This window comes from Paenibacillus sp. GCM10027630 (genome assembly GCF_042676305.1).
Taxonomy (GTDB): domain Bacteria; phylum Bacillota; class Bacilli; order Paenibacillales; family NBRC-103111; genus Paenibacillus_S.
The window spans coordinates 94701-109107 of sequence record NZ_JBHTGY010000096.1 but is presented as its reverse complement, the minus strand read 5'-3'; the positions used below and the strand labels follow the sequence as shown (position 1 = coordinate 109107).

11 protein-coding genes are annotated in these 14407 nt (G+C 42.4%); 10 read left to right on the top strand and 1 reads right to left on the bottom strand.

Annotated elements, in window-relative coordinates; translation table 11 throughout:
* Positions 1-98 precede the first annotated feature (98 nt).
* Entirely contained in the window at positions 99-1166 is a 1068-nt protein-coding gene (locus ACFQ0C_RS36125; protein WP_379374378.1) for a copper amine oxidase N-terminal domain-containing protein, read from the bottom strand.
* Between the two features lie 269 nt (positions 1167-1435).
* On the opposite strand from ACFQ0C_RS36125, the gene fliB reads away from it, so the two are divergent.
* The 10 genes from fliB to ACFQ0C_RS36075 all read left to right on the top strand — a co-directional run bounded on the left by fliB (position 1436) and on the right by ACFQ0C_RS36075 (position 14402).
* The gene (fliB, locus tag ACFQ0C_RS36120) at positions 1436-2659 is read left to right on the top strand and encodes a flagellin lysine-N-methylase (RefSeq protein ID WP_379374376.1); all 1224 of its coding nucleotides are present in this window, start codon (positions 1436-1438) and stop codon (positions 2657-2659) included.
* A 143-nt stretch (positions 2660-2802) separates the two neighbouring features.
* Complete coding sequence (locus ACFQ0C_RS36115; RefSeq protein ID WP_379374374.1) at positions 2803-2994, top strand: hypothetical protein; 192 nt, start codon at positions 2803-2805, stop codon at positions 2992-2994.
* 182 nt (positions 2995-3176) lie between these two features.
* Positions 3177-5474 carry a helix-turn-helix domain-containing protein gene (locus ACFQ0C_RS36110; protein ID WP_379374372.1) on the top strand — a complete coding sequence of 766 codons (2298 nt, stop codon included), beginning with the start codon at positions 3177-3179 and terminating at the stop codon, positions 5472-5474.
* Positions 5475-5778: 304 nt separating this feature from the next.
* Positions 5779-6663 carry an ABC transporter permease gene (locus ACFQ0C_RS36105; RefSeq protein ID WP_379374502.1) on the top strand — a complete coding sequence of 295 codons (885 nt, stop codon included), beginning with the start codon at positions 5779-5781 and terminating at the stop codon, positions 6661-6663.
* A gap of 26 nt (positions 6664-6689) precedes the next feature.
* Positions 6690-7562, top strand: a complete 873-nt coding sequence (locus tag ACFQ0C_RS36100) for a carbohydrate ABC transporter permease (protein WP_379374370.1) — start codon at positions 6690-6692, stop codon at positions 7560-7562.
* A 20-nt stretch (positions 7563-7582) separates the two neighbouring features.
* Positions 7583-9109 carry an extracellular solute-binding protein gene (locus ACFQ0C_RS36095; RefSeq protein WP_379374368.1) on the top strand — a complete coding sequence of 509 codons (1527 nt, stop codon included), beginning with the start codon at positions 7583-7585 and terminating at the stop codon, positions 9107-9109.
* A 22-nt stretch (positions 9110-9131) separates the two neighbouring features.
* Complete coding sequence (locus tag ACFQ0C_RS36090) at positions 9132-9812, top strand: RraA family protein (protein WP_379374366.1); 681 nt, start codon at positions 9132-9134, stop codon at positions 9810-9812.
* A gap of 196 nt (positions 9813-10008) precedes the next feature.
* The gene (locus tag ACFQ0C_RS36085; protein ID WP_379374364.1) at positions 10009-11532 is read left to right on the top strand and encodes an extracellular solute-binding protein; all 1524 of its coding nucleotides are present in this window, start codon (positions 10009-10011) and stop codon (positions 11530-11532) included.
* Between the two features lie 46 nt (positions 11533-11578).
* On the top strand, positions 11579-13099 hold the full coding sequence (locus ACFQ0C_RS36080) for an extracellular solute-binding protein (RefSeq protein WP_379374362.1): 1521 nt from the start codon (positions 11579-11581) through the stop codon (positions 13097-13099).
* A gap of 268 nt (positions 13100-13367) precedes the next feature.
* Positions 13368-14402 (top strand): LacI family DNA-binding transcriptional regulator, encoded by a 1035-nt coding sequence (locus ACFQ0C_RS36075; protein ID WP_258216362.1) that lies wholly within the window; start codon positions 13368-13370, stop codon positions 14400-14402.
* Positions 14403-14407: the final 5 nt, after the last annotated feature.

Genomic DNA, 14407 nt, shown 5'->3' with positions numbered 1-14407 from the left:
GTCCCTTTAGGGTAGTACCAAATGAGCCTGTCCCCCAATAAAAAAGACTCCAGACCACTGTTAAAGTAGGCTGGAGTCTTCTTTGTTTGTATATAAAATTAATGCTGTACGGCTTGATCCTGTTCTTGTTCTTCCTTCAAATCCACAACAATTTTCCAAGCATTTCCGATAGGAGGTAAGCTTCGTGTCATTGTCGGCCCGTAAAAGCCTATTACTTGGGTACCCTTAACGAGCAGAGATTTATCAATAAGATCTCCATCTTTGTTGATAAGAGTGGTTTCATCAGATATCTGAAGAACGATTTCGCTTTGTGACTGGTCGCTTAGTTTTGTGCCTTTAATCAAAAAGCTTGTTTTCCCGGCATCATTGCTGCGCACTTCTTCAATCTGGCCTGCAGTGCCAAGCAAATCTGCTTGTCTCTTTGGATCCAGAACCGTAATTTTGGTTGTAGGAGTTTGTGGCGGCAGGCTGAGTGTGGCGGCAAGCGAATGCTCAGCTACTACAGTCAGACCAATATGAAGATCAGAAAGGCTTAGCTTGGTCTCGTCAAGCATTTGATACTCCGTTTCGTCCCCTACATTAAGCACGAGTCCATTCATGCCCACACCCTGGATTTGAACGGATGAGTGATTCCCTTCATTTCTGATAGCGGTAATAACTCCTGTCGCTTGAACCTTTTTTTGCTGCTCGGCGAGTGTTATGGACACTGAATTTCCTTGTGCAGCTACGGAAGCATGCAAGATCTTGCTTACAAAGGATGAAGGCACATACAGCTTGCTGTCGACCAACTCAGGCGCTGTGCCAAGAGTTGTAAGCATTTTGTTGATAGAATAACTATCTTCGCCTGTTTTTACAGTTGTAAAAATCGGGCCTTTATTCAAATCGACGGATAGAGTCTCAGGGTTCCAGACTAAAGTATAGCCTAATTTCTCTGCAACAGCCCGGAGAGGCAGCATAGATTCTGCAGCATTAGGTGCTTGGTAGCCATATTCTGATAGCGGTTCGCCATTTAGATTAATAGTAACGGGAGACGTAGCAGCTTGAATGGTAATGGGTGCTAAGGCATTGATAGGCTGTACATTATCAGTTGAAGCATAAGCTGCCCCAGTTGACATCATAGTGGATAGGGTTAGAACGACCAGACTTTTTTTCATTAAAGGTTTCATTGTTGTAATTCCCTTCTGCGAGTAATTTAATGTTGCTGTCAATGATCTTTGACGAGACGGGTTTGGATTATGTTGCACTTGAGGTAATTGTTCGCAGAATACAGCACTGTCGATCTGTCGTTAATCTTCTTGAATTGCGAATGGTTAAGGCGCTAACTTGGGATTAATCTAATGGAATAATCGCATTATTCATTGACGCTAGTGGGAACGAGTGATACTGTAAGATTATGTTCTCAATAAAGAACGGTAACTCAAAGGGAGGTATTCTATTGGAAAAACAAACCGTACTCCTGCCACAATATATGCGCGAGTTTTCATGTATCGGTCCCGCGTGTGAGGATACATGCTGCGCGGGCTGGAAAATTACAGTCGACCAAAAAACGTACAAGCGATATGAGAAGGTTCAGGGCCTCGAGTCCACCCCTCCGCTTTTGCAGCATCTAAAGAAGATTGAAGCATCTCTTGGCAGTCGGCATTTTGCAGAAATTCAATTAACCTCGGGATCCGTATGCCCCTTTCTTAATCAGGAGAAATTATGCAGCATCCATTCGCAGCTAGGCGAATCGTATCTTTCTAATCTTTGTGTGACGTATCCCCGCGTTTCTAATGTAGTGGACGGAATCCACCAGAGATCAGCTACAATGTCCTGTCCTGAAGTGGCTCGATTGGCATTGCTTAATCCTAATGGAATCGTGTTTGAAGAGATTCAGGAAGTTGTTGATGAGAGCCGGTGGGAAGCTATTCGTATAGATACCAACGATCCTAAGCCAGTACGTCGATATTTCCTGGAGCTTCGGAAGTTTACGTTTGAAGTGCTGCAAAACCGGAAGTACCCTTTATCGGAAAGGCTGCTTATTTTGGGCATGTTTTTTGAGGAGCTGCAAGACCGACTATCGTCAGGTGAAGCAGAAGAGGTCCCAAGCATGATTTCCTCTTATAGGAACCAGATTGAGCAAGGATTGATAAAGGAAAGATCAACCAGCCTCCCTACGTCTATCGCTGATCAGATGGAGCTGTTGAGGAAATCGATAGATATGCATTTATTTAACGGAGTCAACCATAAGAGGTACCTCCAATGTATAATGGAAAGCTTGAGAGGGATTAAATTTATGAGGGATAGAGTAGACAAGGATAGCTTAGAAGCGTATAAAAACGCGTACCAAAGCCATTACTTGCCTTTTATGAAGGAGCATGAGTACATTTTGGAGAATTACCTGGTTAACAATATGTTTAAAAAATCATTTCCTGTTGGAACGGATATATTTGAAGAATACATGACGTTCATTATGCACTATGCGCTAATTAAATTCCATTTAATTGGATTGATGGGTTACCACAAAAAAGATTTTGATATGAACCACGTCATTATGTTGATACAATCCTATTCGAGGACGTTCGAGCATGCGTTCAAGCATTCGCGTCAATTTTTAAGCTGGTTGAGGGAAAATGGAAGGTATAATTTATCTTCTCTAGCGATTCTGGTTAAAAATTAATCCAACAGGATTATGATAAAATAGGAGTAGAAAACAGATAAAAGATGAAGATTTATGATACCCGTATCTGAACATACACCCCCTGATCGCGTGCTGAAGTGGGTTGTTTATTCAGTGAGGCGGAGAGCCTTCGATGGGCCTATGTGAATGGCATAAGCTCGCCGCAGATTAAGCCTTGGGTGAACGCTTGCCGCGGCCCTGCCGGGATTGACATAGGCCATTGCCGTTTGAATCCGGCCATGTTGTTTGGCGTTACAGGGTTAACCGATAAGCTGATGGTGGAGCGTTTAGATAGGTATATGGCAAGTCTTTTGGTGCGTGCTTCAATGTTGTGATATTTTAGTAGTACTGTTTAAAATCGGGATACTTTGATACAGTAGTTGTTATACAATGGAAAAAAGAAAGTTAGGGATTTGAGGAACATGCGGACGAATGCACAGGAATCTCATGCCACTCAGGGAATTTTGACGAAAAAATTATTATCCTACTTTTTACGAGCGAAGGAGAGAACATCTGGGTGTCTAAATATTTATTTCGCTTGCTCAGCTTCAGTCTCATCCTCGGGTTAATTCCTGTCATAGGTATAGGATTTATTTCTTACTTTATTTCTTCTAAAGATATTGAGAACAAAGTTAAAGAAGGCAATATGCAAATTATGCTGCAAACCCAAATGCGGGTTGAGCAGGTGCTAAAAGCAATTGAGTTATCAGTGGTACAGTATAGTAATTCAGCTCTGGTTACCCAATCTGTCAAAGATGGCTTAACTCCCGATGACTTTCCGAGAATCAATGAGCTTTCCCGTGGACTTTATAATCTTCAATCTTCAGGAATCAGAGATGCTCATTTAATCAATATAGATAAAGACTGGATGATCAACTACCGTGGTTTTCGCAGCTTTAGCAGCTTTCCTTATCGGGATTTGTTTTTGAGCTATATGAACCATCCTGATTTTATACGTTGGATTACAGATAATCTGAATTCCCCAGCTGCTCTTGTTGATACTGATCCGGCTGCTTTAGGAACGGCGACTTCATCCTCAATCGGCATGGTTTTGAGATTCCCATTAGTGTCCAATACAATGCTCGTTATTGAAATCATGAAGAGTGAGCTGCAAGAATTATTGACCCAAAACACGAAATTAGGTGAAATTTATGTTCTGGACGGCAGGGGCAATAATTTTCTTGTCGAGGAAAATGCCAATAAGTATCAGGATATAAACAGTCAGATTGTGAATATAGTGAGCGCGACAAACCAAGCCAGTGGTTTTTTTAATTCACATTCCACCAATAATAAAGTGGGCGTTACCTATAGAGTTTCCCCATATAATGGGTGGATTTATGTGTCGGTAGTATCTATCGAGGAGATTACGAAAGAATCCAGGAAGATTGCCCTAATAACGCTGAGCACCTGCATTATTATTTTTGGCATCGTTATTATTTTAGCCTTTTATGGAAGCCGTCGAATGTACTCTCCTATACGAAGGTTATTTCAGTCGATGAAAGATATAGAGGATGGGGAAAGAACGGCTGGGGAGGAAAAGAAGGACGAGTTCGTGCTTATGGAAGAACGGTTTCGCTCCTTGTCCAATACGGGAAAACAACTGCAGCAGCAAATGAAGGGGCAGTTTACCCAATTAAAGGAATTTTTTGTTATTAAGCTGTTTACGGGTCAAATCTCGGAAAGTGACTTTGCTTACCGATGCCGAATATATGGATTCCCTGTAGATTGGAAGACACTAGGGGTTCTCACCTTACAGATCGATACCCTTCAGGGAACGCGTTACCCTGAGCATGACAGAGAGTTGCTATTGTTCGCCATTCATAACATTGTTGGGGATCTGATTCCTCAAAATCAGCGGTTCAGCCCGATTATCCTGGACCAGTCTCAGATAACACTTCTAACGAGTGAGCTTGAAAATTCAGATGAACTGAAGGATTACTACCATCAAACAGCTGAGCTGATTCAAAGTAAGGTAAATGAGTTTTTGCAGCTGCAAGTAAGTATCGGTATCAGCAGTCCTTTCGTAAAATATACGAATGCAATTCAAGCTTATGAGGAGAGTCTGGAAGCTTTAAAATGCAGAATTAGTCTCGGGAATGAAATTATTGTTCATTTCGAAGATATTTCAACGGACGGGGATGTACCAGCTAATGTATATTCGCATTTCACATTTTTCGAGGATCAATTGGTCCAAGCGATAAAAACAGGGGATGAAGAAAAAGGCTATGAGGTTTTTCAGAGCTATATTACAGCTATTGTGGATCAGAATGTAAGCTTTACCGAATATCAAATGCTGATGCTTCAATTAATTTCCCGCATAGTTCTTCAGGTTAGAGCTCAAGGAATTACCGGAGGCCAATTATTAGGCGAGCATGTGCTAGTCGATAAGTTCATGAAGCTGAATACATTGGACGAGATTATATATTGGTTTAGGAATCATCTCATTGGTCCTGTAGCCCGGCATGTACGGCAGCAAGCTGAATCCCAATACGTAAACATCGCAGATGAAGCGGTAAAAATTATACATGATCGGTTTGATAAAGGTTTGACACTTGAATCATGTGCGGCTATCTTGAATTTTCATCCGGTATATTTAAGCCGGGTGTTTAAGAAAAAAATAGGGACTAATTTTAGTGACTATTTGAGCGAATATCGCATTAATATGGCGAAGTCTTGGTTGGAAAGCTCGGATATGAAAATAGCAGAAATTTCGGAGAGATTGAATTATTCGAATACAACGGCGTTCATTCGGATGTTTCGTAAACTGGTCGGTCTAACGCCCAAGCAATATAGGGAGCAATTCACCAAAGAATAAATGCAGTCCTCCAATAACTCTAGTGGATGTATCCATTAGGGTTTTTTGTTGTTCTAAAAGTGGTTAAAAAAAGGTTCATTAAAAGTTAAGTAAGATGATAAACGGTGCGGTTACAGGCTCTAAAGCAGGATTTCTTGCAGAAGTTCGATTCTGTATCTGTTTTGTAATAGGGAATCGTAGCATAATCCGAAGTGTGGAACGAAAACAAACACATGTGAAGGAAGGTAGGGGGAAAGAGCAAATGGAACTGCAAGCTGCGTTAGTCAGCAAGAAAACAAGGCCCAAAAGCATTTGGTTAAAAGAAATGATCAGGGACCGGTGGTTATATCTAATGGCTGTACCGGGTGTGTTGTACTTCATTATTTTCAAATATGTACCCATGTATGGACTGATAATGGCGTTTCAGGATTATAAGCCACATTTAGGAATATTCAATAGTCCTTGGGTCGGGCTCAGACATTTTGAACGCTTTTTCAATGAACCGCAATTTTGGGGGCTATTCCGAAATACAACCTTATTGGCTTTGTACAATATCCTATTTTTCTTTCCGTTGCCTATTTTACTGGCCTTAATGATGAATGAGGTAAGGAGGGAAAAATTCAAAAGGTTTGTGCAAACGATGATTTACATTCCTCACTTTGTTTCTTGGGTGGTTGTGGTCGGCGTATTTTATTTACTGTTCACTACCGAGGGGGGGATCGTTAACGAGCTTATCTTTGCTTTGACAGGTGAAAAAATCGCCTTCTTGCTGGAGCCGGAATGGTTTAGAAGCATGATCGTTACACAGTCTATTTGGAAGGAAGTCGGATGGGGAACGATTATTTTCTTAGCTGCTTTGGCCGGTGTTGATCTTCAGCTGTACGAGGCAGCACGCATGGATGGGGCTAACCGGATGAGACAGCTCTGGCATATCACACTTCCTGCTATTCGGAGCACGATTATTATTCTATTGATCTTACGCTTGGGAAGCTTTATGGATAATGGCTTTGAGCATATTTTCATTATGCTGGCACCGACGAACCGCGAGGTTGGAGAAGTATTTGATACGTATGTGTATATGAAAGGGTTAACTCAAGCCCAGTACAGCTACAGTGCGGCAGTAGGCTTGTTTAAATCGGCAGTGGGGCTTCTGCTTGTATTTGGCTCCAATTGGCTAGCTAAACGGTTCGGGCAAGAGGGTGTTTATTGAAAACTTGTGAGATGAGGTAAACTGATATGGTTCAAGACAAATCCATAGGCAATAAGATATTCGACGGCATCAATTATATATTGTTAACGGTTATCGCATTGGTAACGGTGCTTCCATTCATTTATATATTGGCGGTATCCTTCACCGATCCATCCGAGGTCGCAAAAGGCGGTATCATTCTGTTTCCCAAGAAGTTTTCACTGGCTGCCTATGAGTATATTTTTTCTACAAACACGCTGCTGCGGAGCCTGATGATCTCCATTTACATTACAACCGTTGGAACCCTCATTAATCTGTTATTTACTTCGCTGTTGGCCTATCCTATTTCACGATCCACTATGCGTGGGCGCAATGTCATTCTGATGGGTGTGTTGTTCACAATGCTCTTTAGCGGCGGAATGATTCCTACTTATTTTGTCGTAAAAGCTATGGGGTTAACCAATTCGCTATGGTCCTTAATGATTCCTAATGCAATAAGCGCCTTCAATCTTATCGTATTGAAAAACTTCTTCCAACAGATTCCGGATGGGCTGGAGGATTCGGCTAAGATTGATGGTTGTAACGATGTAGGAATCTTGTTCCGGATTGTACTGCCTTTGTCGATGCCTGCAATGGCGACTTTCGCTCTCTTTTATGCGGTAAGCCACTGGAACACGTTTTTTAACGCTATTATTTACATTAATGATAATCAGATGTGGCCGGTACAGGTGTTACTTAGAGAAATTGTCATTCTTGCTCAAAGCAGAATCGGAGATACGGGCTTCGAGGAGGCCATGATTCAACCATTAACGATAAGGATGGCAGTTATCGTATTTGCAACCGTGCCTATTTTATTGATTTATCCGTTTTTACAAAAGCATTTTGCCAAGGGTGTCATGCTGGGCTCCGTTAAAGGCTAATCGTTTAGGGGGATGACAAGATGAAGAACAAACAATGGATTGCATTAAGCTGTGCTGCACTTCTGGTGGCAGGAACGCTGGCTGGCTGCAGCAGTGGTAAAGAAGATAAACCTGTAGATGCTGCAAACAAAAAGAGTACGGAGGACAATTCCCCATTCGAGATCAGTATAGCCGGGGAGCAGGTTGGCGAGATACCGAAGAAAGGCAATGAAGTCGAGCAGGCCATAGAGAAATATACGAACACAAAGCTGAATATTCAGTGGATACCTTTGTCCGCCTACAACGATAAGGTGAATGTTATGATCGCCTCCAATGAGCTGCCCAAGTTGTTAAAGGCGAGAGTTACTCCCACTATCACCAAAGCTATTGAAACCGGATTGTTTTGGGAGATAGGTCCGCTGTTGAAGGATTATAAAAATTTATCGGCCCAGAATCCACTCCACTTTGATAATCTGGCAGTAAACGGAAAGAAGTACGGAGTTCCTATATTCAGGGATATCGGGCGAGCGGGGATCATTTACCGTAAGGATTGGCTGGATGCATTAGGCATGAAATTACCAACGAATATGGAGCAATGGTATGAGGTTCTTAAAGCTATGACCTTGAACGATCCGGACAAAAATGGCAAGAACGATACGTTCGGGATTGTTCTTTATAAAAATTATAGTGAAGGCCCTAATAATTTGTTTACAAGACTTGCGGTTAATCAAGGTGCTCCTAACAAATGGGGAGTGGATAACGGTAAATTTACACCGGATTTTACAACAAAAGAATACAACGATGTATTAATTATGTTCCGAAAGCTGTTTGCCGAGAAGCTGATTAATCAGGATTTTGCTGTGTTTGATGAAGAAGAATCCCGCAAACTGCTGGATTCAGGCCGTGCTGGATTCATGATTAATGTTGCAAAAAACGGTAAAGCCATGCAGGAACGGATTAGTAAAAATAACCCGAATGCTGTGTTGGATGTGGAACCAATGGTTGGACCTAAGGGGATCCGTGTAGCAGGGGAGCCGGGAAATGCAGGGTTCTATTTGATACCGAAATCCGCGGTCCGGACTGAAGCTGAATTGAAGAAAGTGCTGACTTTTCTGGATCGACTGATGGAGCCTCAGATGTCTACGCTTTTACTAAGAGGAATTGAAGGCAAGCATTATGTAAAGACAGCGGATAATCGTACGGAATACAAGGATTTTGCTTTGTACCAGCGGGAAATTAAGCCCTACAATGATAATTTCATCTCTTTTGAGGGATATAATGTAGCGCCCTTGAAGGATTCGCCGATTGGTGAAAAGGGCTTTACGATTGAAAAGGAAAATATGAAGTACGCTGTGCCGAATCCTGCGCTGACGCTGACATCCGTGACGTATACGGAGCGGGGTAGAGAATTGGAGCAAATGATCCAAGATGCGCAAACGAAATTTATTATGGGCAAAATCGATGAAGCTGGATGGCAGGCAGAAGTAGATAAGTGGCGTAAAGCCGGTGGCGATAAATTAATCAAGGAATATGAGGATTCTTATGCCAAAACAGCTGCGATGAAGTAAAAATATGAAAGGGATGATTCCTATGTCTAATGCAGGCTTCAGAATTTATACAAAAATTAACCGCCCGTCTTCCGATTTAGTCCAATCGTTCAAAGGGCTGCCCGTTGCGAACATTGCAGACAGCATGAACAGATTCGGATGCGTTGATGCACAAATTAAGCCTTACAACAGCAGTCCGTTGTTAGGTACCGCATTTACAGTGAAGGCCAGAATCGCGGATAACTTACTTTTTCATAAAGCATTGGATATGGCTCAGCTAGGTGACATTATTGTAGTCGATGTTCAGGGGGACTTGGTTAACGCGGTAACTGGAGAGATGATGGTGCGTTATGCGATGAGCAGAGGGATAGCCGGCTTTTTAATTGATGGCGCGGTAAGAGATGTGGGCGTTTTAAGACAGATTGACTTTCCTGTCTATGCGAAAGGCGCTACGCCGAAGGGACCGTACAAGAATGGACCAGGAGAAATAAATGTCCCGGTTTCATGCGGGGGAGTCGTGATCAATCCCGGGGATATCATAGTCGGGGATGAAGACGGGGTTGTAGTAATTAGTCCTAATGATGCTGCTGAAATAGCAGAGAAAGCTAAGGAGAAGGCAGCTAAGGAAGCTGCCAGCATCAAGAAAATTGCTGAAGGAAACGCCGACAAAAGCTGGGTCGATAGAGAGCTTGCAGCGTTAGGTTGTGAAATCATTGATCAATAGTTAAACCGTAAAGTAAAGTGTATGGCAGCAACTTGAGTCTAGACCCGTGTCCGTGTGGAAGAAAACGCATGCGGGTTAGATTACAAGCTGGGAGAGCAATAGGATTTCTAGTCAGTTAATGCGGTGAGGGATTAATATTAACGGCTTAATGTAAGCGCTTTATAAATTCTATACGACACTGTGGAGGTTTAATCTAATGAAAACCAAATCAAGAATTGCTTTAGGATGTGCTGTTATTTTAACGGTAGGGGCCGTTGCCGGCTGCAGTGATAGCGGAGGTAAACCGACAGTGGATGAAAAGGCGACACCAGCGGCTAATAGTCCATTCGAGATTACTCTCGCTTCGTATCAAGGGGCTGAGACGCCTGTCAAAGGCAATGAAATTGAGAAGGCCATCGAAGCCTATACCAATACGAAGCTATCCATCCAATGGATTCCGCTCGCAGCGTTTGACGAGAAAATTAATGTAATGATTGCATCTAACGAGCTTCCCAAGCTTCTGAGAGTAAGAAACGACCCGAGCATCAGGGATTCGATCAAATCCGGATTGTTTTGGGAAATAGGTCCGTATCTAAAAGAGTATAAAAATTTATCTGCTCAGCAGCCCGTGAATTATGAGCTCAGTACTTTTGATGGGAAGAGATACGGCATTCCCCTCTTTCGAAATGTAGGCCGATCCTCCGTCATATACCGAAAGGATTGGTTGGATGCTTTAGGCATGAAGCTTCCGACTACAGTAGACGAATGGTATAACGTTCTGAAAGCAATGACTTTGAACGATCCTGACAAGAATGGCAAAAATGATACGTACGGAATGCTTTTGTACAAAAATTACAATGACGGTTTATCCAGCATGATGGTTCGCTTGGCCGTCAGTTTGGGAGCACCAACTAAATGGGGACAGGAGAACGGCAAGTTCACTCCTGACTTTATGACCAAGGAATACCAAGATGTTTTAAGGCTATTCAAACGGCTGTATGATGAAAAATTAATCAATCAAGATTTTGCCGTATTCGATGAGCAGGACTCCCGTAAGCTGTTCCAATCCGGACGTGCAGGCATCATAGTTAATGTTTCTGATAATGCCAAAAAGTTCAATGATCCGCTTCTAAAGGTAGAGCCAAACGCAATTTTGGATGTAGAGCCCACAAGTGGACCTAAGGGAATTCGAGTAGGCGGATTTCCAGATGGAACCTCAGGTTTTTATCTGGTACCCAAATCATCAGTAAAGACCGAAGCTGAGTTGAAGCAGGTATTATCCTTTATGGATAAACTGATGGACCCGGAAATATCTACACTTCTGCTAAGAGGGATTGAAGGCAAGCACTATGTTAAGACAGCCGATAACAAGACCGAGTATAAGGATTTTACTTTGTGGGCCAAGGATGTAAGAACATATGCTGACAATCTTCCGGTATTGGAAGGCTATAATGTAGCGCCATTAAAGGATATCCCCCTCGGTGAAAAAGCTACTAAAATTGAGATGGAAGGTCACAAGTATGCAGTGCCGAACCCCGCCTTATCGCTAGTCTCAGCCATGTATACGGAGCGGGGGAAGGAGCTGGACAACATGATTCAGGATGCCCAAACCAAATTTATCATGGGCAAAATAGATGAGGCAGGGTGGCAATCGGAGATCGAAAGATGGAGAAAAGCGGGCGGTGACAAGGTTATCAAAGACTATGAGGAGGCATTCGCTAAGTTAAACAATAAAAAGTAAGAGAAAAATGAACATTAATTCAGCGATGATGCGGGAGGTCATAGAAATGTTAAGCAAGCGTTCGATTATGGCATTATGTACATTTATTTTAACCGTAGGATCAATCGTTGGTTGTAGTGGTGGGAGTATTCCAAAACAAGGCGAAAATGATGGAAAAACAGCGGAATCAAATCAAGCGCCCTTTGAAATCAGTATGGCCATTGAACAGGTGGGAGATATACCGAGTAAAGGAAATGAGATAGAGAAGTCCATTGAGGCCTACACGAATACAAAGCTGAATATTCAATGGATTCCTCTATCGACCTTCAATGATAAAATCAATGTCATGATTGCGTCGAACGAATTGCCCAAGCTGTTAAGAGTTAAATACAATCCAACCGTCAAAACCTCGATCCAATCCGGGCTGTTTTGGGAAATTGGTCCCTTGTTGAAGGAGTATAAAAATTTATCCGCTCAAAATCCTATGCATTTTAGTAATCTTGCCGTTGACGGGAAGCTTTACGGAGTCCCGGCTTTCCGGGATATGGGTAGGGCTACCCTTTTCTACCGGAAGGATTATATGGATGCTTTGGGTTTGAAGCTGCCCGTTAACCTAGATGATTGGTATACTGTGTTGAAAGCATTGGCTCAGAATGATCCCGATAAAAATGGCAAGAATGATACCATTGGCATGGTTTTATGGAAAACATATAATGATGGCGAAAATAGTGTATTAAACCGATTGTCCGTTAACCAGGGGGCCCCGAACAGATGGGCAGTGGAGAACGGGAAGTTTATACCTGCGTATTCAACTAAAGAATTCACGGATGTTTTGAAATTGTTCCGAAGGCTGTATACGGAGAAGCTGCTCAATCAAGATTTTGCTGTGCTCGAATATGAGGATGCCAAAAAACTGTTCTTCCAGGGGAGGAGCGCCTTTAATATCAATGCAGGAGCAAATGGCAAATCCTTTCAACAATTGTTGTCCAATACGGATCCCAAAGCTGTTTTTGATATGGCGGCACTAACAGGGCCACAGGGAATTAAGCTGCCAGGAGAAACGGGTAGTGACGGTTTCTTTCTTATCCCTAAATCCGCTGTAAAAACGGAAGCTGAATTAAAGCAGCTGCTAGCGTTTTTAGACAAATTAATGGATCCGGAGATGTCTAAGCTGATATTAAGGGGTGTGGAAGGCAAGCACTTCGTAAAGACCGCGGATAACAAGACGGAATGGAAGGATTATTCCTTATTTATTAAAGAGGTTAAGCCTTATAAGGATAACTTGACTGCATTCGAAGGCTATAATGTACCTGATTTATTAGACACGCCCATTGGTGAAAAAAGTGTGAAGCTGGAACGTGAGAATGCAAAATATATGGTTCATAATCCTGCGTTAACATTGAACTCCACAACTTACGTGGAACGTGGCAAAGAATTGGAACAAATGATTCAGGATGCGCAAACGAAGTTTATAATGGGTAAAATCGATGAAGCCGGCTGGCAAGCGGAGATTGAAAAATGGCGGAAAAGCGGCGGTGACAAAATGGCCCAGGAATATGAACAGGACTACGCGAGGATGAAAAAGTAAACTATTATGTCCATGCTTAGTTTGTTGTTTGTTTAAATCTGCCAAGCCGCAGGAGGGGATACACTGGCATTCCCCCCCCTCTGCGGCTGAGTCTGCTTTAGGGTAATCCGCCTTTCCTGTAAGGAACGGGAGTGAGAACCGAAATGTTGATGTGCGTAAATCAAAAAAATGAGAAAAACATCTTGGAAGCGTTGACAGATTATTTGTTGGTTGTTATGATAAGGACGAAGTGAAGTACAAAATCTTTAAGTTAGGCAGTGGGTGTGACATGGATCAAAGCAAACGGTTAACTGTCAAGGAAATGGCAAAGCAAATCGGAATTTCCGTAGCCACATTAGACCGTGTATTGAATAACAGGGGAAATGTCAAACCTCAAACCTATCAAAAGGTAATGGACAAGATTAAAGAAATGAACTACACACCCAACAAGTCCGCTAGCTTTTTATCACGTAAGAATGAGTTTTCCATGGCTATCGTATTTCCGGAGCTTCCTGAGTATTTTTGGAAGCAGGTAGAGAAGGGAATTTTAATTGCCATTGATGAATTTCGTGATTATGGTCTGCACGTACGCATTATTCGTTCCGAGAAGTATGACTTGGAGCAGCAAAAGAAAACAGTATTAGAGCTCATTGATTCCGGAAAATTCGATGCTATTGCATTGTCACCGAATGATCCTCAAGAAATGGCTGATATCATTGACTATGGTGTAGATCAAGGGCTGGCCATTTGCACCTTTAACAGCGATTCCCCATTAAGTAAACGGCTTTTTTATGTCGGTTGCGATTACCGGATTGCCGGGAGGTTAGCGGCGGATGTATTATGCAAGTTTATCGGAACGAAGACGAAGCTAGGGATGATTATGTCCTACACCAACTTTCAAATGCAGCAGAAAATAACCGGTTTCCGTGAGGTTGTTGCCGATTACGATCATATTGAATTGGTGGGTCCACTCAAGCTGCAGCAGGAAGATTACGATTCTATTGACACATTTATGGATTATTTCCATCAGGTAGACGGCATTTATGTTTCGAGTGCCAGGCTGCATATTATCGCCAAGCATTTGGCCGATGCCAATTTATCGAAGCCTATTGCTTTAGTAGGCCATGATATGACGGAAGAAATTTATCAATACATGAGAAAAGGTGTTGTCACAGCAACGATTTGTCAAGACCCTATTAACCAAGGGTATCTTACGGTCAAATCAATGTTTGATTATTTGGTATCTGGCGATAAGGTGAATGAGAAGGAAAACATCACCAAGCTGGAATTAGCTACCAAAGAAAATGCGCGTTACTATATTTAAGACAT